Consider the following 18439-nt stretch of genomic DNA (forward strand, 5'->3'; position numbering starts at 1 on the left):
GGCGAGCGGCCAGGCCGCATGAGGGTTCAGGACGAACGATGCGAGTGATGCGTTTTGCGACGGCCGCGGCCATGACCGCGCTGATGGCCGGTACCGCGACGGCCCAGACGGCGCCGACGCGGCAGGACCCGCCGGCCCAGAGCGCCACGGCGGCCGGCACCCTGCAGCCGACCCAGGTGCGCCGGGAGCCGCGGATGCTGGAGCGGGCCGAGTTCCAGATCGCAGACGGCGTGGTGGCCACCGTCAACGACCAGATCATCACCGGCTTCGATCTGCGGCAGCGCATGCTGATGATCATCGCCATGAGCGAGGTCGAGCCCACGCCCGAAGACCTTCCCCAGATCGAGCGACAGGCGCTGGACAGCCTGATCGACGACCGCCTGAAGGCGCAGGAGATCGCCCGCTATCCCGATCTGAAAGTCACCGACCAGGAGGTGAACCAGGAGATCGAGGCCATGGCGGCCGAGCTGCGGACCACGGGTGAGGCCTATCTCAACATCCTCTCGCAGGTCGGCATCCAGGCCCACACCGTGCGCGAACAGGTGCGCGTCTCCATCGGCTGGCGCCGCCTGGTGGGCGGGCGTTTCGCCAGCCGTGCGCGGGTTTCCAAGGCCCAGGTCGATCAGGCCATCCGGCAGGCCGAGGAGGCCGCGAGCAAGCGCCAGTACCTGATCGGCGAAATCTACATCGAGGCGGCCCAGACCCAGGGCGGCATGCAGGGCGCGGTCAACGGCGCCCAGCAGTTGATCCGCCAGATGATCCAGGGGGCGCCTTTCCAGGCCGTGGCGCAGCAGTTCTCCGACGCGCCGTCGGCCGTCCGCGGCGGCGACGCCGGCTGGGTGGTCGAGGGGACGGTCTCTCCGGCGCTGCAGCAGGCCATGGACAACCTCGAGGTCGGCCAGCTGTCGAATCCCATCGTGGTCGAGGGCGGCGTCTACATCATCTACATGCGCGACAAGCGCCAGGGCTCGGCCACGCAACTGATCAGCCTGCGCCAGATCATGGTCGAGTTGCCCGAGACCGCCGACGCCGCCGCCGTGACGGCCGCGGGCCAGCGGTTGACCGCCCTGCAGCCCGAACTGACCTGCGACAACATGCTGACGCGCGCCACGTCCGAGACGGGCCTGCTGGGCACCGATCTGGGCGAGGGCGACCTGCAGAGCGTCATTCCGCAATTCCAGGAAGCCGTGGCCCAGGCGCCCGACGGCGCGATCGTCGGCCCGGTCCGCACCCCGCTGGGCGTGCACCTGGTCGGGGTCTGCGGCCGGCGCGTGGGCTCGGCCGCCCTGCCGTCGCGCGACGAGGTCGAGTCGCGGCTGCAGCGCTCGCAACTGGCCATGCTGGAGCGGCGCTACATCCGCGACCTGCGCGCGGACGCCCTGATCGAACAGAAATGACTCCGCCGCTGGCCCTCTCGCTGGGAGAGCCGGCGGGCATAGGGCCCGAGATCGTCGCCAGGGCATGGGCGGCCCTCAGAGACGGCGGCCCCACCTTCGTGGTGATCGGGGACGCGCGGCTGGTCGAGGCCGGCGGGGCGCCCGTCGCCGCCGTCTTCGACCCCGCGGAGGCGAGGTCGGCCTTTCCTCGCGCCGTGCCCGTGATCGACCTGCCGACGGCGGTTCCGGCGACGCCGGGGCGCCCCGATCCGGCCAATGCCGGCTGCGTCGCCGACTGGATCGCCCGCGCGGTCGATCTGGCCATGGACGGCAGCGCCGCGGGAGTCGTGACCGCTCCGATCGCCAAGGCGCCCCTGTATGCGGCGGGATTTCCCTTCCCCGGGCACACCGAGTTCATCGCCGACCTGACGGGGGATCTGCCGTACGACGGCACGCGCGGGCCGGTGATGATGCTGACGGCGCGCGACCTGAAGGTGGCGCTGGTCACGATCCACACGCCCCTCGCCGAGGTCCCGGAACTGATCACTGCGGATCGGGTCATCCGCACCGCGCGCGTGGTGCACGAGACCCTTCGCCGCGACTTCGGCGTGGCCCGGCCCCGGCTGGCGCTGGCGGGCCTGAACCCCCACGCGGGCGAGGGCGGATCCCTTGGTCTGGAGGAGGTGGAGGTGCTGGGCCCCTCGGCCGCCGCCCTGCGCGCGGAGGGGATCGAGATCACGGATCCGCTGGCCGCCGACACCCTGTTCCATGAAGAAGCGCGGGCGGCCTACGACGCCGCGATCTGCCTGTATCACGATCAGGCGCTGATCCCGGTCAAGACGATCGACTTCTGGGGAGGGGTCAACGTCACCCTGGGCCTGCCGGTGGTGCGGACGTCGCCCGACCATGGCACGGGGTTCGAGATCGCCGGCAAGGGCGTCGCCCGCGCAGACAGCCTGATCGCCGCGATCCGGCTGGGCGCGGAAATGGCCGCCAGGCGGCGCGGTCTGAAGTGAGGACGTCGGCAAGGTGACGAAAACCCCCGCGGAGATCGACGCGATGGCCGAATCCGGCCGGCTGCTGGCGTCGGTGTTCACTCACCTGGACGGACTGACGCTGGGCGGGATGAGCACGCTGGAAATCAACGACGAAGTCGAGCGCTTCATCGTCGAGGACCTGAAGGCGCGGCCCGCCAGCAAGGGTCAGTACGACTACGGTTTCGTTCTGAACTGCTCGCGCAACGAAGTCGTCTGTCATGGCGTGCCCAGCGCAGACGAGATCGTGCGCGACGGCGACATCCTGAACCTGGACGTGACCCTGGAGAAGAACGGCTGGATCGCCGACTCCAGCAAGACGTATCTCATCGGCGACGTGCCGCCGCACGCCCGTCGGCTGGTGCGCACGACGCAGGAAGCGATGTGGAAAGGCATTCGCGCGGTCCGGCCGGGCGCGACGCTGGGCGACGTCGGCCATGCGATCGAGCGCCATGCGAAGAAGGCCGGCTATTCCGTCGTTCGTGACTTCTGCGGCCACGGGATCGGGCGCGAGATGCATGAGGCGCCGCAGGTGCTGCACTTCGGCAAGCCGGGCATGGGCTTGAAGCTGAAGGAAGGGATGACCTTCACCATCGAACCGATGATCAACGAGGGCCGGGCGCGCACCGTGACCCTCGAAGACGGCTGGACGGTGGTCACCGAGGACGGAAAACTGTCGGCCCAGTTCGAGCACACGGTGGCGGTGACGGCGACCGGCGTGCGGGTGCTGACGCTCAGGCCCGGAGAGAAGGCGCACTGACGCCCCTCCCCTCGCGGCTCCGACGCCGCTATGACCGGGCGTGACCGACGAACTTCCCTCCCTGCGTGAACAGCTGGACGCCCACGGGCTGTCGGCGAAGAAGAGCTTCGGCCAGCATTTCCTGCTCGATCTGAACGTCACGCGGAAGATCGTACGGCTGGCCGGGCCTTTCGAGGGGCGGCCGGTGATCGAGGTCGGCCCCGGTCCGGGCGGCTTGACCCGGGCGCTGCTGGAAAGCGACGCGGGGCGGGTCGTTCTCGTCGAGAAAGATCCCCGGTTCGTCCCTCTTCTGTCGGACCTGGATGACGGGTCGGGGCGACTGACGATCGTCGAGGGCGACGCGCTGAACGTGCGCGAGGATCAGCTGGTCGAGGGACCGGCGCATCTGGTGTCGAACCTGCCCTACAACGTCGGCACCCCGCTGCTGATCAAGTGGCTGACGGGGCCATGGACCCCGCATGCCCTGACGCTGATGTTCCAGAAGGAGGTGGCGGAGCGCGTCGTCGCGAGGCCGGGCGAGGACGCCTATGGCCGCCTGGCGGTGATCGCCCAGGCCGTGGCGGAGGCGAGGCTGGTGATGCACCTGCCCGCCGCGGCCTTCACTCCGCCGCCCAAGGTGGCCAGCGCCGTGGTCCACCTGGTCCCGCGCTCGGACCGGCCGGAGAAGCCTTTGCTGAAGGCGCTGGAACGGGTGACGGCGGCGGCGTTCGGCCAGCGCAGGAAGATGCTCCGTTCGAGCCTGAAGCAGCTTGGCGGGGCACGCCTGTGCGACGAGGCGGGGATCAATCCCGAGGACCGGGCCGAGGTGATCGACCTGGCCGGGTTCCTGAGACTGGCGCGCGCGACGGTGGGTCAGGCGCGGCCGACGCCGCCAGAGACGCCCGAAGGCCCGACGCTGGCGCGGCGCAAGCGGTCCTGAAACGACGAAGGGCCGCCCCGGTGGGACGGCCCTTCCATTGTTCAGCCTTGACGGCCGTTCAGGCGCGCGCCCCCGGGAGGGCGGAGGTCGCGTGCGTCAGGGCCGCTGAGGGCGTGAGACAATGAGACATTCGACCACCTCCTTTCGCTGTTTCGACGATGAGTCCGATGTGGGAAGCACGCCGACCGGCGCAAGGGGCCGTCAGACGACCTCGTCCAGCAGGGCCTTCTGGTATGCCGAGACCCAGAGGTTGCGGCGACGCTTGCTGCGTTCCGCGTGGTAGATGTGCGCCAGCTCGGCGTAGCTGCGGTCGAAGTCGTCGTTGACGAAGACGTAGTCGAAGGCGTCGCAGTGCTCGATCTCGCCCTTGGCGTTCTGGATGCGGCGCTCGATCACGTCCTCGTCGTCCTGGCTGCGGGTGACCAGCCGGCGGCGCAGCTCCGCAAGGCTGGGAGGCAGGATGAAGACCCGCACGGCGTCGTCGGGACATTTCCGGGCCACCTCGGCCGCACCCTGCCAGTCGATGTCGAACAGCACGTCCCTGCCCTCGGCCAGAGCCTTGTCCACCGGACCGCGCAGGGAGCCGTACCGGTTGCCGTGCACGTCGGCCCATTCGAGGAAGGCGTCGTCGTCGATGAGGCGCTGGAACTCGGCGTGGTCGACGAAGTGGTAGTCGCGATCGGCCACTTCCCCGGGGCGAATGCCGCGGGTGGTGACGGACACCGACAGCTCCAGCGCCCCATGATCGGCCATCAGACGGCGGCACAGGCTGGTCTTGCCGGCCCCCGACGGGCTGGCCACGATCAGCAGGACGCCCCGGCGCGGGGTACGCTCATTCGACATTCTGAACCTGTTCTCTCAGCTGTTCGACCGCGGCCTTCAGGTCCAGCCCGACTGCGGTCAGGGGGACGGTCGCGGACTTGGAACAAAGGGTGTTCGCTTCGCGCATGAACTCCTGCATCAGAAAGTCCAGTTTGCGGCCCGCGGGAGGCGTGGTCAGCAGTTTGCGAGCGGAGGCGACGTGGGCCGTCAGCCGGTCCAGCTCCTCACGCACGTCCGCCTTCGCGGCCAGAGACGCCGCTTCCAGAAAAACCCGTTCCTCCAGCCCCGGAGCGTCTGGGGCCAGATCGGCCATCCGACGGGTGAAGCGGTCGCGGACGGCATCGACCTGCGCGGCGGCCTCGCGCTCCGCATCGCCGACCAATCCCTCGATGCGGTCGATCAGGCCTCCCAGGACGGGGAGGAGCTGTTCGCCCTCGTGCCGACGCGACGCCTGGAGCGCGTCCAGCGCCTCGTCCACCGTCGCGGCCATGTCCGCCTGGACGGTCTGCTGCACGTCCGGGTCGACGCCGGCCTCGTCCGCCGCGATCACGCCGCGCAGCGCCAGCAGTCCGTCGGCCGTGGGCGGGGCGGCACCGGCCTCGACGAGCTGACGGGCCAACGTCAGATAGCGGTCGAGCGCCGCGGAATCGACGCCTACGGAAACGGCCCCGGCTTCAGGTCGGGCCTGCACCGTCAGCGAAACCTGCCCGCGCGCGAAGCGCCCCTGCGCGGCCGCCTTGGTCAGCCGTTCCAGATCGTCGAAGCCGGAGGGCCCCCGGAGGCGGACTTCAAGGTTCCGCCCGTTGACCGAGCGGGCCTCCACCGACCACGTCCAGCCGTGACCCGCGCCTTCCGCGCGGCCGAAGCCGGTCATGCCGGAGAACTGCCGGTCCGCGCTCATCGCGGGGCCTGCCCGGGCGGCAGGATGGTGACCTCGGCGCCGGCGTCCGGCGCCATCTCGCCGGTCGGGGCCGAGGCCGCCTCACCGACGGCCGCCTCGGGCGCGCGCTCCGGCGGCAGACCGGCGCGGCGACGCTCGATGGCCCGCCAGCGAGCGACGTTCTCAAGATGCTGCTCGTAGGTCGGCGCGAAGACGTGCCCCCCCGTTCCGTCGGCCACGAAGAACAGATCCTGCGTCACCGGAGGGTTCAGCACCGCCTTGATCGCTTCTCCGCCCGGGTTGGCGATGGGCGTGGGGGGGAGGCCGTCGATCTGGTAGGTGTTCCAGCGCGTCGGCGCGTCGATCTCGGAGCGACGCAGACCGCGGCCCAGCGGACGCCCCTGGGTGATGCCGTAGACGATGGTCGGATCGCTCTCCAGCCGCATGCCGATGCGGAGGCGGTTGGAAAAGACGGCGGCCACCCGCGGTCGCTCGGCGGCCACGCCGGTCTCCTTTTCCACGATCGAGGCCAGGATGACCGCCTCTTCGGGCGACGAGACGACGCTGTTGGGCCCCCGCTGGGCCCACAGCTCGGCGAGGTTCCGGTCGTGGGCCAGGCGCATGCGCCGGATGACCGAATCCCGCGTCTCGCCCCTGCTGATCTCGTAGGTGTCGGGCCACAGACTGCCCTCGGGCGGGGTCTCGACCTCGCCGGTCAGCAGCGGGTTGCGCATCAGGATGTCGACGGCCTGGGCGGAGGACCAGCCCTCCGGCAGGGTCACGTAGTGGCGGACGACGCGGCCGGAAACGAGGAGGCTCACCACCGAGCGCAGGGAGGCCCGGCTGGGCACCTCATATTCGCCTGCACGCAGGCGCCGGTCGGCCCCCGTCAGGGTCACCGCCGCCTTGAACATGTCGGTGGAGCGGATGACGCCCGCCTGCTTGAGCTGCTGGGCGATTGCCGAGACGCCCGCGCCGGACGGCAGGGTCACGATGGTGGCGTCCCCCGTGCGGGCCGAAGGGCCGGGCGCGTAGAAGACGCTCCAGACCACCGCCAGCAGGCCGATCAGAAAGACGCTGAACGTCGCCGTTGCCGCCAGCATGGCGATGGCGAAGGGCTTGCGGTCGCCGCCGCCGAACCGGGGAAGCCGCACCTCAGTCCACCTTGCGGAAGACGACGGTCGCGTTGGTGCCGCCGAAGCCGAAAGAGTTGGACATGGCGACGTCGATCCTCATCGGCTCGCCCTTGTCCTTGACCATGTTCAGGGCCGTTTCCTGCTCCGGGTTCTCGAGATTGATGGTCGGCGGCGCGATCTGGTCGCGGATGGCGAGCACGCAGTAGACGCACTCCACCGCCCCCGCGGCGCCGAGCAGATGGCCGATCATCGACTTTGTGGACGAGAGGGCCACCTTGGGCGCGTGGTCGCCCATCAGGCGCTCGACCGCCTTGGCCTCGATCCAGTCCGCCATGGTGGAGGTGCCGTGGGCGTTGACGTAGTCGACGTCCGAAGGCTGCAGGCCGGCGCGCTTCAGGGCCGCCTGCATGGCGCGATAGCCGCCCTCCCCGTCCTCGCTCGGCGCGGTGATGTGGTGGGCGTCGCCGGACATCCCGTAACCCACGACCTCGGCATAGATCTTAGCCCCGCGCGCCTTTGCGTGCTCCAGCTCCTCCAGCACCATGATGCCCGCGCCCTCGCCCATGACGAATCCGGCGTGGTCCTTGTCGTAGGGTCGGCTGGCCTTCTCGGGCTGGTCCTGGAAGTCGGTGCAGAGCGCACGGCAGGCAAGGAAACCGGCGATGCCGATGGGCACGACCGAGCTCTCGGCCCCGCCCGCCACCATGACGTCCGCATCGCCGAGCGCGATCATCCGGGCCGCGTCGCCGATGGCGTGGGCGCCCGTGGCGCACGCGGTGACGACGGAGTGGTTCGGTCCCTTCAGGCCGTGACGGATCGACACCTGGCCCGAGGCGAGGTTGATCAGCGACATGGGGATGAAGAAGGGGCTGACGCGCCGTGGACCCTTCTCCTGCATCTCCAGCGCCGTCGCCGCGATGGGGCCGAGGCCGCCGATGCCGGAGCCGATCATGACCCCCGTGGCGCACTTGTCCTCTTCGCTTTCCGGCTTCCAGCCGGCGTCGGCCAAGGCTTCGTCGGCGGCGGCGATGGCGTAGACGATGAAGTCGTCGACGCGCTTGCGGTCCTTGGCCGACATGACGGCCTCGGGATCGAAGACGCCCGGCTGCCCCGGCGCGCCATGGCCGCGGCCGTCGACCTGGGGCACCTCGCCGGCGATCGAGCAGGCGAAGCCTTCCGCGTCGAAGGCGGTGATCGGCCGGATGGCGGACTTGCCGTCCAGAATGCTCTTCCAAGCGTGCTCCACCCCCGCGCCGTGCGGGGTGAGCAGGCCCAGTCCGGTGACGACGACGCGGCGCATGCGAAAACTCCTGTCGAAAGCGAAACGGCAGAAACGCCGATGGCCGCCGGACCCGCCCTACAGGGACGCGCCGCGGCGGCCATCAAGCCGTCAGTGACGGGCGGATCAGCCCGCCAGCTTCTCGTCGATGAACTTCACCGCGTCGCCGACCGTCTGGATGTGCTCGGCCGCGTCGTCGGGGATCTCGATGTCGAAGGCCTCTTCGAAGGCCATGACCAGCTCGACGTTGTCGAGCGAGTCGGCGCCGAGATCGTCGATGAAGGAGGCCTTCTCGGTGACCTTGTCGGGGTCGGCGTCCAGGTGGTCGATCACGATCTTGCGGACGCGTTCCAGGGTGTCGGACATGGGTGTCTCTGTTCTCTAAGCGCCGCGAGCGGCGGGGTCTTCGGTCAGGCCTGCCGTCTCACGACGGCGACGACGGCGCAAGTCCGTCGGGGACTCAACGCCGAAGCTCGGATTGGGTTTAGCACAGGCTGCAAAGGTGGAAACAGCCTGTTGCAGGCCGTGATCAGATCATCGCCATGCCGCCGTTCACATGCAGCGTCTGCCCCGTCACGTAGGCGGCCTCGTCCGACGCCAGGAAGACGGCGGCGGCGGCGATTTCGTCTCCCGTGCCCAGACGGCCCGCCGGAATGTTGCGCAGGATCGTCTCGCGCTGCTGGTCGTTGAGCACGTCCGTCATGGGCGAGGCGATGAAGCCCGGGGCGATGCAGTTCACCGTGATGCCGCGGCTGCCGACTTCCTGCGCCAGCGACTTCGAGAAGCCGATCATGCCGGCCTTCGAGGCCGCGTAGTTGGTCTGGCCGGGATTGCCGGTGACGCCGACCACGGAGGTGATGCCGATGATGCGGCCGGCCCGGCGCTTCATCATGCCCTTCATGGCGGCGCGGGAGAGCCGGAAGTAACTTTCCAGATTGACCTTCAGCACCTCGGCGAAGTCCTCGTCCTTCATCCTCATCAGAAGGCCGTCCTTCGTGATGCCGGCGTTGGCGACGAGAATGTCCAGCGGCGCGCCCGCCGCCTCTTCCGCCCGACCGATCAGGCCGTCGACCGATTCGGGGTCCGAAAGGTTGGCGGGAGCCACGAAGGCGCGGTCCCCCAGCGATTTCGCCAGATCGGCCAGAACCGCCTCACGCGTGCCGGAAAGGACCACGGCGGCTCCCCGGGCGTGCAGGGCACGCGCGATCGCGCCGCCGATGCCGCCGGTCGCTCCGGTCACGAGGGCGGTCTTGCCGGAAAGGTCGAACATGAGAGTCTCCGCAGATGTCGATCCCGTCCTTACCGCCCGTGAGCGGCGCGGGGCAAACCGGAGATCACTCCTTCTTCGCGCGCGGATCGCCGGGCGCGTAGCGCGTCAGGTCCAGATTGCACTTTCCGCACCGCTGGCGGGGCCGAAGGAAACGGCGCGAGCCGTCCTCGTTCCGGCCGAACAGATGGTGGTTGCAGCGCGGGCAGCGGGGGAAGGCGAAGGCGGCGGCGACGGCGACGACGGCGCCCGTGGCACCGGACAGCAGATGATCCAGCGGGTTCCCGTCATGGAACCAGCCGCCGACCCACAGGGCGGCGGCGATCAGACCGGCGAAGACGAACCAACGGGCCCAGCCCCAGGTCACGGCGGCGGAATGGGTGGTGACGCGTGCGCTCAACTTTCGAACTCACTGACTACACGGACAGATGCGGAAACGCTGCGATTTCAGACGCGAATGAAGGCCTCAAGATCGGTGGGCCCGTTCAGGGACAGGCTCTCGGCGTCGGGGGCGATGCGCTTCGCCATGCCGACCAGCACCTTGCCCGAGCCGACCTCGACGAAGCGGGTCACGCCGCCTTCGCCGGCCATCCACTCCATCGACTCGCGCCAGCGAACGCGGCCGGTGACCTGCTCGACCAGAAGGCGGCGGACCGTCTCCCGATCGGTCTCAGGCCGGGCGGTGACGTTGGCGACCACCGGCACGACGGGCGCGTTCAGGGCCGCCCCGGCGAGGGCGGCGGCCATCTCTTCCGCCGCAGGCGCCATCAGAGGGCAGTGGAAGGGCGCCGAGACGTTCAGCGGAATGGCGCGGGCTCCCAGCTCCTTGGCCTTCTCGATGGCGCGATCGACGGCGGCCTTCTCGCCCGAGATCACGACGTTGCCGGCATTGTTGTCGTTGGCCACGACGCAGACGCCGACCTCGGCGCCGGCCGCCGCGGCGGCCTCGGCAAGGGCCAGATCGGTCTTCGGCCCGATCAGCGAGGCCATGGCGCCCCGGCCGACCGGCACGGCGCGCTGCATGGCCTGCCCCCGAAGCTTCAGAAGGCGGGCGGCGTCGGCCAGAGACAGGGTTCCGGCGGCGCAGAGCGCGGAGTACTCGCCCAGCGAATGCCCGGCGACGAAGGAGGCCGAAGTCACGGCCACGTCGAACTCGGCCTTCAGCGCCCGCATGACGGCGACGGAGACCGCCATCAGCGCGGGCTGTGCGTTCTCGGTCAGGGTCAGCTGATCCTCCGGCCCCTCGCGCATCAGCAGCGACAGGCGCTGGTCCAGGGCGTCGTCGACCTCGGCGAAGACCTCGCGGGCGGCCGGAAAGGCGTCGGCCAGCGCCGCGCCCATGCCGACGGCCTGGCTGCCTTGGCCCGGGAAGAGAAATGCGGTCGTCATGAAGCCCCCTGTAACCGGTTCATGTCGGGCGCTCCCTAGGCGGATCGTCGCGGCCGGGCAATACCCACAGAAATCGTCATGCCAGACCCACGATCTCCCTGACCGCCAGCACGGCGAACAGGATCGCGGAGAGGATGAGAAGGGCGTTCGACACGAGGCCGGAGCGCCATTCGGCCGGGGTCCGGACCGAATTCAGGAGCCAGATCAGCGTGCCCGCGAGAAACGGCATGAACAGGCTTCCCAGCACGCCGTAGGCGATGATCAGGGCATAGGGACGCTCGAGGAACAGCAAGGCCATCGGCGGGAAGGTCAGCCACAAGGCATAGGCCCGAAACGCAGGACTGCGCGATCCCCTCGCCGCCGGGTCGTCGGACCGCTCCGCGAGGTGGGCGACGAAGTCGGCGAACATCAGGCTGACGCCCTGCCAGACTCCGATCAGGCTGGAGAAGGCCGTCGCCCAGAACCCGATCAGGAAGGCGATGGCGACGGGGCGGTTGAAGCGGTCCTCAAGCACCTGAGCGAGGTCCAGCAGGCCCCGGTCGCCGCTCTGAAGGGCCGTTCCCGAGGCGTGCAGCAACTCCGCGCCGACGACCAGCATGGCGACCACGAAGAGCCCCGTCATGCCGTAGGCGACGCGGTTGTCGATCCGCATGGTCCGGACGAACTCCGGTCCGCGCCAGCCCTTCGCCGCCAGCCAGTAGCCGTAGGCGGCGGTGGTGATGGTGCCCCCCACGCCGCCGATCAGACCCAGCACGTAGAAGCCGGAGCCGGCCGGCAACGTCGGCCACAGCCCGGTCAGCAGGCGCGGCACGTCGGGCGCCACGATCAGGGCCAGCCCCACCACCGTCACGAACATGATCCCGACCAGTCCGGCCATGATCTTCTCGAACAGGCCGTAGCCGCCGAGGAAGGTCAGGCCCAGCCCCAGCACGCCCATGGCCATGCCCCAGGACTTGAGATCCATCACGGGAAAGAGCGCGGTCAACGGCAGCGCCGACGCCGTCATCGCCGCCGCGCCGTAGACGAAGCCCCAGACGACGACATAGAGGCCGAAATAACCGCCGGCCCAGTTCACCCGACCGAAGCGCGGGCCCGGCAGGTCCGACCATCCCTCGAACATCGTCCTGCCCGACGTCAGCGTGAACCGTCCGACGCCTTCGGCAAGCGCGATCTTCAGCACCGTCCCGAGGATCGCCGCCCACAGGAGGACGTGGCCGAAGCGGGACCCGGCCACCAGGGTCGCGACGAGGTCGCCGGCCCCCACGCCCGTCGCGGCCACGACGATGCCGGGGCCGATGAGGGTGAAGCGTCCGGGCGGCCGCGGCGTCGAGTCGGTCATGCGGCCACGCTGGACCGCACGAACCCCGCCGTCCAGCTCAGTCCCGTTTCGCGCCGTCCGGGATGAAGGCGCCTGCCAGCCAGCTGACCACGCCGGTGACGATCGCCGCGCCGATCCCCGCCCACAGGCCGTCGACGGCGAATCCGCCCAGGAACATGGCGGTCAGCCCGATCATGGCGGCGTTCACGACCAGCAGGAACAGCCCGAGGGTGATCACGGTGATCGGAAAGGTCACGACGACCAGGATCGGCCGCACCACGGCGTTGACCAGCCCGAGTATGACGGCGGCGGCGATCAGGCTGCCGGTCGAGGTGAAGCCGACGCCCGGCACGACCTGCGCCGACAGCCACAGGCCGAGCATGGTCACAAGGGCCTGGACGATGAAGCGGATCATGGGCGGTCCTCCGATACGGTCACGCTTCCGATAGCGCATGAGACCGGCTTCCGCTCCCCTCCCCGCGCGGACTTTGCTACGCAGGACGACGAAGGAGACGCCCATGAGCCTGACCGGCGCCTATGACCCCGACAACGTCTTCGCGAAGATTCTGAGGGGCGATCTGCCCTGCGTGAAGGTGTGGGAGGACGACCGCGTGCTGGCCTTCATGGACGTGTTCCCGCAGTCGGAAGGGCACGTGCTGCTGGTTTCGAAGGTCTCGACGGCGCGCAACCTGCTGGAGGTGGAGCCGGCGGTGTTGGCCGAACTGGCGGAGGGCGTCAGGCGCACCGCCCGGGCCGCCGCGAGGGCCCTGACGCCGGACGGGATCTCGGTCATGCAGTACAACGGCGACGCCGGCGGCCAGACGGTCTTCCACCTGCATTTCCACGTCGTGCCCCGGTGGGCCGACCGGGCCCTCAAGGGGCACGGCCACGCGCCCATGGCCGATGCGGAGACGCTGAAGGCGCTGGCGGGACGCATCGCGGCGGCCATGGACTGAGGGCGCAGCGCTCGGCATAAGGCGGCACGCCTTTCCCGGGCCGGCTTAGCTCAGTTGGTAGAGCGCCAGTTTTGTAAACTGGATGTCGCGGGTTCGATCCCTGCAGCCGGCACCAGCTTCCCTCCGCTCCCCCGGGGCCGCATGTCAGAACCGCTGACCAACAAGCTGGGTCACAGGATCCGCAGACGCGGCGCGCGGACTCGTGAGGCGCTGCTGGCGGCGGTGAGGGAGTTGCTTGAGGAGCGGGGGCCGGGCGCCGTCCGGATCGCCGACGTCGCCCAGCGCGCCGGCGTCTCCGCGCCCAGCGTCTACACCTATTTCAGGACCGTGGACGAGGCCGCGCTGGCGCTCTGCGAGGCCGCGGCCCCGGACACGGAAGCGCTGGCGACCCTTCTGGAAGGCGACTGGTCGGGGGATGAGGCGTTTCGCGCCTGCCGCGCCTTCGTGGAGGCCATGGCCGAGGTCTGGAGGGTGCACGGGGCGGCACTGCGGGTCGAACGTCTGATGGCCGATCGGGGCGACGCCGCCTTCGCCGAAAGCCGCATCCGACGCCTCCGGCGGCTGCACCTCGCGCTGGAGCGGCGCATCGCCCGCGCGCGCGCGGCGGGATTTCACCCCGCGGGCCTGGAGCCGCGGCTGGCCAGCTATGAAGTCGTCAGCCTGGTGGAATCGGTCGGCGCGGGATTCGGACTGCTGCGCCGGGCCGACGACGACACGGCCATTCTGGACACCACGGCCCACATGGTGGTGCGCCTGACGACGGGACGCTAGAGCCCGATGGGGCCGTGCAGCCAGACCAGCCACGTCCCGACGGCGAGGAAGACCCCGAACGGCATGCGGTCGTCGCCGCGCACGGCCTTTCGCAGCATCAGCCGGGCCGCCACCACGCTGAGCCCCGCCAACGCGGCCCAGAGCAGCACGGAGGGCAGGCCGACGGCTCCGACCCAGGCGCCCGAGCCGGCCAGAAGAATGGGATCGCCGTCCCCCAAGCCCGTCCGCCCCCGCAGGCGGGCATAGAGGAAGGCTATCCCCCACAGCAGACCGAAGCCGAGGGTCGCGCCCAGAAGGCGCAGCGCCGCAACGTCCCAACCCTGCGACGCCCCCTGCAGCAGGCCGGTCAGGATCAGGGGAATCAGCAGCACGTCGAACATCTGGAACCGCTCGGCGTCGATCGCCGCGATCAGCAGCAGCTGCCAGCCGAGCACGGCCCCGGCGAGCGCCAGCGTCGGGCCGGGCGCGGCCAGGCCCGCCCAGACGCCGAGACCGGCGGCGGCGAGCTCGATCAGCGGATGGCGCGGTGAGATCGCGGCGCCGCAATCGGCGCAGCGGCCCCGCAACGTCAACCATGAGATCACCGGGATCAGATGCCGCGGCCGGACCGGCGCAGCGCAGGACCGGCAACGCGAGCGGCCGGCGACCACGCCCTCGCCCTCCGGCAACCGCACGGAGGCCAGCGCCAGGAAGCTGCCGACGATCAGTCCCGTTCCACCCAGAAGGGCGGCGACGACGACGGGATCCAGCGCCGTAATGAAGGCCATGCATCCGGGTAACAGCCGCAGCGGCGCGGCGTCCAGCACCCTTGCCCGCGGCTGCGGACCGGGCCATCACAGGCGCATCCCGGGAGACCGACATGATCCGCACCGCCGTCCTGTTCGCCGCGTCCGCCGCCCTGCTGGGCGGCTGCTCATCAGGAAGCGACGGGGCCTCGGGCGAGGCCGAAGCGCCCCCTCCCCCGCCGCTGACCGAGGCCCAGAAGGTCGCCGTCTTCGAGAGCCTGCCCGCGCCCTGGTCCGCGGCGGATCTGGACAACGGCCGTCGCGCGGCCGCGCGCTGTCGCTCCTGCCACACCTTCACGCCCGGAGGCCCGAACATGACGGGGCCGAACCTGCACGGCGTGTTCGGCCGCAAGTCGGGCGGCAAGGGCGGCTACAACTATTCCAACGCCCTGAAGGCCGCCGACTTCGCCTGGGACGGAGAGCGGCTGGACCACTGGCTGGAGAACCCGAAGCAGTTCCTGCCGGGCAACAAGATGAGCTTCGCGGGCGTGCCGGACCCGACGGACCGCCGCGACCTGATCGCCTGGCTGATGGTCGAGACGGCGCCGCCGCCCGCCGCCTGACGGCCTATTCCGCCGCCTGCGGCACGGCGTCGTTGGCCGTGACCTCCTTCGCCTCCCACTCCTCGATCTTGCGGGCGGTATACTCGGGCGAACGGGTGAAGCGCGCCAGCAGGCCATAGATCACCGGCACCACGAAGAGCGTCAGGACGGTGGCGAACAGCGCCCCGGCGAAGATGACCACGCCGATCGTCTGGCGGCTTCCGGCGCCGGCCCCCTGCCACAGCACCAGCGGCAGCGCCCCGAACGATGTGGCGATCGAGGTCATGATGATGGGGCGCAGGCGCAGGGCCGACGCCTCGACGATGGCCTCGCGCACCGATCGGCCCTGATCCCGCAGTTGGTTGGCGAATTCCACGATCAGGATGCCGTTCTTGGCCGCCACGCCGATGAGGATGATCAGGCCGATCTGGGAATAGATGTTGAGGCTTGAGCCCGCCATGACGAGGCCGAACAGGCCGCCGGCCGCGGCCAACGGCACGGTCAGCATGATGACGGCGGGCGTGATCCAGCTCTCGAACTGGGCCGCCAGCACCAGGAAGACCAGGAGGAGGGCCAAGCCGAAGGCCGCGGCCACGGCGCCGCCCGCCTCGTTCTGGTCGCGCGCCGCGCCGCCCCACTGGACCGCGCCCACGCCGGTAGGCTGTTTCGCGACCTCGGCCTCGAGGAAGGCCATTGCGTCGGCCAACGTCGTGCCGGGATTGAGATCCGCCGACAGGGTGATGGCGCGCTGGCGATCGAGACGCCGACGATCCGGCGTGTCGCCCGAGGTCTGGGTCCGCACCACCGCGGACAAGGGCACCAGCGCGCCCGAACCCGTCTTCACATAGAGAGACTCCAGATCGGTGACGGAGCGGCGCTCGTCGCGCCTCGTCTGGAGGATCACGTCATACTCCTGACCGCCCTTGATGTAGGTGGTCGAACGACGGGAACCGAACATGGTCTCCAGCGTGCGGCCGATCTGCTGGGCGGAAACCCCGAGCGCCGCCGCCTTCTCGGGATCGACGTCGACCAGCAGGCGCGGGGCGTTCGGCTCGTAGTTGAGACGCGGACGCGAGAAGCCCGGGTTCTGCTGGGCCGCCGCCAGGATGGGCTGCAGCCAGGCGAAGATGTCGCCGTAATCGGACCCGGTCACGACCATCTCGATCGAGTTGGAATTGCCCGCGCCGCGCTGGAAGCCGCCCGGCACCGAGGCGTTGACCTGGGCGTCGGTCTGGCCGCGCAGCTTGCCGTTCAGCTCCTGGGCGATCTCGTCCGCCGCGCGATCACGCTCGCTCCAGTCCTTGAGGACGAGCACGGCGTTGCCGGAGTTGAAACTGCCCCCGCCGAAGCCGGGTGCCGAGATCAGGTAGGAATCCACCTCGCCGCCCGCGCGGTACTCCGCCAGCGTCGGCTCCAGGCCCAGCATGATGCGGCGGGTGTAGTCGAAGCCCGCGCCCTCGGGGCCCTGGACGCGAATGGTGACGCGGCCGCGGTCCTCGTCAGGCACCAGTTCGTTCGGCAAGCTCTTGAACATGAGGAAAGCGCCGAGGCCCACGCCCACGACGAGCACGCCGACCCCGATCGCCGCCACGTGGCGGCCGACGAGCGCGTTCAGCGACCGCTCGTAGGACCGACGCAGAGCGTCCATGGCTCCGTCCACCTTGCGCACGAACCAGCCGGATGAGGTGGCGGGCCGCAGGATCTTGGACGCCAGCATCGGCGACAGGCTCAGGGCCAGGAAGGCCGAGAAGGCCACGGCCGCGGCGATGGCGGCGGCCAGCTCGACGAACAGGCGGCCGACGTAGCCGGGCAGGAAAAGGAGCGGCGCGAACACCGCCAGCAGCACGACGGTCGTGGCGACCACGGCGAAGAAGACCTGGCGCGCCCCCCTTTCGGCGGCGACCAGCGGCGGCTCGCCGTGGTCCAGTCGCCGCTGAATGTTTTCGGTCACCACGATAGCGTCGTCGACCACCAGACCGATGGCGAGCACCAGCGCCAGCAAGGTCAGCAGGTTCAGCGAAAAGCCCAGAGGAGCCAGCACGATGAACGTCGCCAGCAGGCAGATCGGCGCGACGACGGTGGGGATGAGGGCGGCCCGGAAGCTGCCGAGGAAGACGAAGTTCACCAGGGCGACCAGCACCAGCGAGATGCCGATGGTGATCCAGACCTCCTCGATGGCGTGCTTGGTGAAGACCGAGTTGTCCGATCCCACCACCAGTTCGGTGCCCGGCGGCAGGCTCGAGCGGACCTGCTCGATCATGTCCTGCACGCCCTTGGAGATTTCGAGGTCGTTCGACTGGGCCTGTCGGGTCACAGCCAGCCCGATCTGGTCGAGGCCGTTGCCGCGGAACATGCGGCGGTCCTCAGTCGGTCCTTCCTCGATCCGGGCCACGTCGCCAAGGCGGGTGACGTAGGTCGCCGGCCCCAGGACCGCATTGGTCGACCCCGGCTGGGACGCCGAGCCTGCCACGCCGATCGGCATCTGGGCGAATTCCTCGGGGGTCGCGTAGTTGCGGGCGACGCGGACCGTGTAGTCCTTCTCGCCGGACTCCAGCGCGCCCGCGGGCAGTTCGACGTTCTGCGTCGTCAGGGCGGATTCGACGTCCGTGACGGTAAGCCCGCGCGCGCTCAGCGCGGCGGGGTCCAGCCAGATGCGCATGGCGTAGCGCTGCTCGCCGTAGATCTGGACCTGGGCGACGCCGGGCACGGTGGCGAGGCGGTCGAGCAGATAGCGGTCGGCGTAGTCGGTCAGCTCCAGCCGATCCATCGTCGACGAACGGAGGAACAGGATGATGACGGGCTGGCTGTCCGAATCGGCTTTGGACACCTCGGGCGGCTGCGCCTGATCCGGCAGCCGCCCGAGCACGCGGGAGACGCGGTCGCGCACGTCGTTGGCGGCGTCGTCGATGTTCCGGTCGAGGCTGAACTCCATCGACACGTTGGAGCGACCGTCGCGGCTGGTCGAGGTGATGCGCTCGATGCCGGGAATGCCGGCGACCTGCTGCTCGATCGGCTCGGTGATCCGGCTCTCGATCACCTCGGCCGAGGCGCCGGCGTAGCTGGTCGAAACCGAGACGATCGGCGGGTCGACGTCCGGCAGCTCGCGCACCGGCAGGAAGAAGAAGGCGGCGGCGCCGACGACGCACAGGACGATCGCCGCCACGGCGGCGAAGACGGGGCGGCGGACGGCGACGTCTGACAGCAT

At 70.0% G+C, this 18439-nt stretch carries 19 protein-coding genes and 1 tRNA gene; 8 read left to right on the forward strand and 12 right to left on the reverse strand.

The annotated features are described in order from the left end of the window. Positions 1-47 precede the first annotated feature (47 nt). From EFJ44_RS11855 to rsmA, 4 genes are read left to right on the forward strand one after another with little or no spacing between them, the layout of a single operon-like run. Positions 48-1397 carry a peptidylprolyl isomerase gene (locus EFJ44_RS11855; RefSeq protein WP_241209784.1) on the forward strand — a complete coding sequence of 450 codons (1350 nt, stop codon included), beginning with the start codon at positions 48-50 and terminating at the stop codon, positions 1395-1397. Beyond that, a complete protein-coding gene (pdxA, locus tag EFJ44_RS11860; protein ID WP_125257399.1) occupies positions 1394-2392 on the forward strand; it encodes a 4-hydroxythreonine-4-phosphate dehydrogenase PdxA in 999 nt (332 codons plus the stop codon). The genes EFJ44_RS11855 and pdxA overlap by 4 nt, the downstream gene beginning before the upstream one ends. Before the next feature lie 13 nt (positions 2393-2405). Further along, the gene (gene map, locus EFJ44_RS11865) at positions 2406-3170 is read left to right on the forward strand and encodes a type I methionyl aminopeptidase (RefSeq protein WP_125257400.1); all 765 of its coding nucleotides are present in this window, start codon (positions 2406-2408) and stop codon (positions 3168-3170) included. A gap of 40 nt (positions 3171-3210) precedes the next feature. Beyond that, on the forward strand, positions 3211-4089 hold the full coding sequence (gene rsmA / locus EFJ44_RS11870) for a 16S rRNA (adenine(1518)-N(6)/adenine(1519)-N(6))-dimethyltransferase RsmA (protein WP_125257401.1): 879 nt from the start codon (positions 3211-3213) through the stop codon (positions 4087-4089). Positions 4090-4290: 201 nt separating this feature from the next. Here rsmA and gmk read toward each other — a convergent pair whose 3' ends face one another. The 10 genes from gmk to EFJ44_RS11920 form a co-directional block, all read right to left on the reverse strand. Beyond that, on the reverse strand, positions 4291-4932 hold the full coding sequence (gmk, locus tag EFJ44_RS11875) for a guanylate kinase (RefSeq protein ID WP_125257402.1): 642 nt from the start codon (positions 4930-4932) through the stop codon (positions 4291-4293). Continuing rightward, positions 4922-5812, reverse strand: a complete 891-nt coding sequence (locus EFJ44_RS11880; RefSeq protein WP_125257403.1) for a YicC/YloC family endoribonuclease — start codon at positions 5810-5812, stop codon at positions 4922-4924. The genes gmk and EFJ44_RS11880 overlap by 11 nt, the downstream gene beginning before the upstream one ends. Beyond that, the gene (mltG, locus tag EFJ44_RS11885) at positions 5809-6894 is read right to left on the reverse strand and encodes an endolytic transglycosylase MltG (RefSeq protein WP_125257485.1); all 1086 of its coding nucleotides are present in this window, start codon (positions 6892-6894) and stop codon (positions 5809-5811) included. Before mltG ends, EFJ44_RS11880 begins: the two co-directional genes overlap by 4 nt. 52 nt (positions 6895-6946) lie before the next feature. After that, positions 6947-8227 (reverse strand): beta-ketoacyl-ACP synthase II, encoded by a 1281-nt coding sequence (gene fabF, locus EFJ44_RS11890; RefSeq protein ID WP_125257404.1) that lies wholly within the window; start codon positions 8225-8227, stop codon positions 6947-6949. Positions 8228-8332: 105 nt separating this feature from the next. After that, the gene (locus EFJ44_RS11895; protein WP_125257405.1) at positions 8333-8572 is read right to left on the reverse strand and encodes an acyl carrier protein; all 240 of its coding nucleotides are present in this window, start codon (positions 8570-8572) and stop codon (positions 8333-8335) included. Between the two features lie 163 nt (positions 8573-8735). Beyond that, on the reverse strand, positions 8736-9476 hold the full coding sequence (gene fabG / locus EFJ44_RS11900) for a 3-oxoacyl-[acyl-carrier-protein] reductase (RefSeq protein WP_125257406.1): 741 nt from the start codon (positions 9474-9476) through the stop codon (positions 8736-8738). A gap of 64 nt (positions 9477-9540) precedes the next feature. Then, positions 9541-9873 carry a hypothetical protein gene (locus EFJ44_RS11905; RefSeq protein ID WP_125257407.1) on the reverse strand — a complete coding sequence of 111 codons (333 nt, stop codon included), beginning with the start codon at positions 9871-9873 and terminating at the stop codon, positions 9541-9543. A 47-nt stretch (positions 9874-9920) separates the two neighbouring features. Beyond that, a complete protein-coding gene (fabD, locus tag EFJ44_RS11910) occupies positions 9921-10862 on the reverse strand; it encodes an ACP S-malonyltransferase (RefSeq protein ID WP_125257408.1) in 942 nt (313 codons plus the stop codon). 76 nt (positions 10863-10938) lie between these two features. Continuing rightward, positions 10939-12201, reverse strand: coding sequence for an Nramp family divalent metal transporter (locus EFJ44_RS11915; RefSeq protein WP_125257409.1), 1263 nt, complete (start codon positions 12199-12201; stop codon positions 10939-10941). A gap of 37 nt (positions 12202-12238) precedes the next feature. After that, positions 12239-12595 carry a phage holin family protein gene (locus tag EFJ44_RS11920; protein WP_125257410.1) on the reverse strand — a complete coding sequence of 119 codons (357 nt, stop codon included), beginning with the start codon at positions 12593-12595 and terminating at the stop codon, positions 12239-12241. Between the two features lie 103 nt (positions 12596-12698). Between EFJ44_RS11920 and EFJ44_RS11925 the strand changes: the two genes are divergently transcribed. The 3 genes from EFJ44_RS11925 to EFJ44_RS11935 all read left to right on the forward strand — a co-directional run bounded on the left by EFJ44_RS11925 (position 12699) and on the right by EFJ44_RS11935 (position 13907). Further along, positions 12699-13136 carry an HIT family protein gene (locus tag EFJ44_RS11925; protein WP_125257411.1) on the forward strand — a complete coding sequence of 146 codons (438 nt, stop codon included), beginning with the start codon at positions 12699-12701 and terminating at the stop codon, positions 13134-13136. A 39-nt stretch (positions 13137-13175) separates the two neighbouring features. Continuing rightward, positions 13176-13251 (forward strand) — tRNA-Thr (locus EFJ44_RS11930). Positions 13252-13277: 26 nt separating this feature from the next. Then, positions 13278-13907, forward strand: a complete 630-nt coding sequence (locus EFJ44_RS11935; RefSeq protein ID WP_125257412.1) for a TetR/AcrR family transcriptional regulator — start codon at positions 13278-13280, stop codon at positions 13905-13907. Here the strand turns inward: EFJ44_RS11935 and EFJ44_RS11940 are convergent. Then, positions 13904-14674, reverse strand: coding sequence for a prepilin peptidase (locus tag EFJ44_RS11940; RefSeq protein ID WP_125257413.1), 771 nt, complete (start codon positions 14672-14674; stop codon positions 13904-13906). The genes EFJ44_RS11935 and EFJ44_RS11940 overlap by 4 nt on opposite strands. 92 nt (positions 14675-14766) lie before the next feature. Here EFJ44_RS11940 and EFJ44_RS11945 point away from each other — a divergent pair, with 92 nt between their 5' ends. Next, positions 14767-15255 (forward strand): c-type cytochrome, encoded by a 489-nt coding sequence (locus EFJ44_RS11945; protein WP_125257414.1) that lies wholly within the window; start codon positions 14767-14769, stop codon positions 15253-15255. 4 nt (positions 15256-15259) lie between these two features. On the opposite strand, the gene EFJ44_RS11950 is transcribed toward EFJ44_RS11945, so the two are convergent. Beyond that, a complete protein-coding gene (locus EFJ44_RS11950) occupies positions 15260-18439 on the reverse strand; it encodes an efflux RND transporter permease subunit (protein ID WP_206426915.1) in 3180 nt (1059 codons plus the stop codon).

This window comes from Brevundimonas fluminis (assembly GCF_003934285.1).
Classification (GTDB): Bacteria; Pseudomonadota; Alphaproteobacteria; order Caulobacterales; family Caulobacteraceae; genus Brevundimonas; species Brevundimonas fluminis.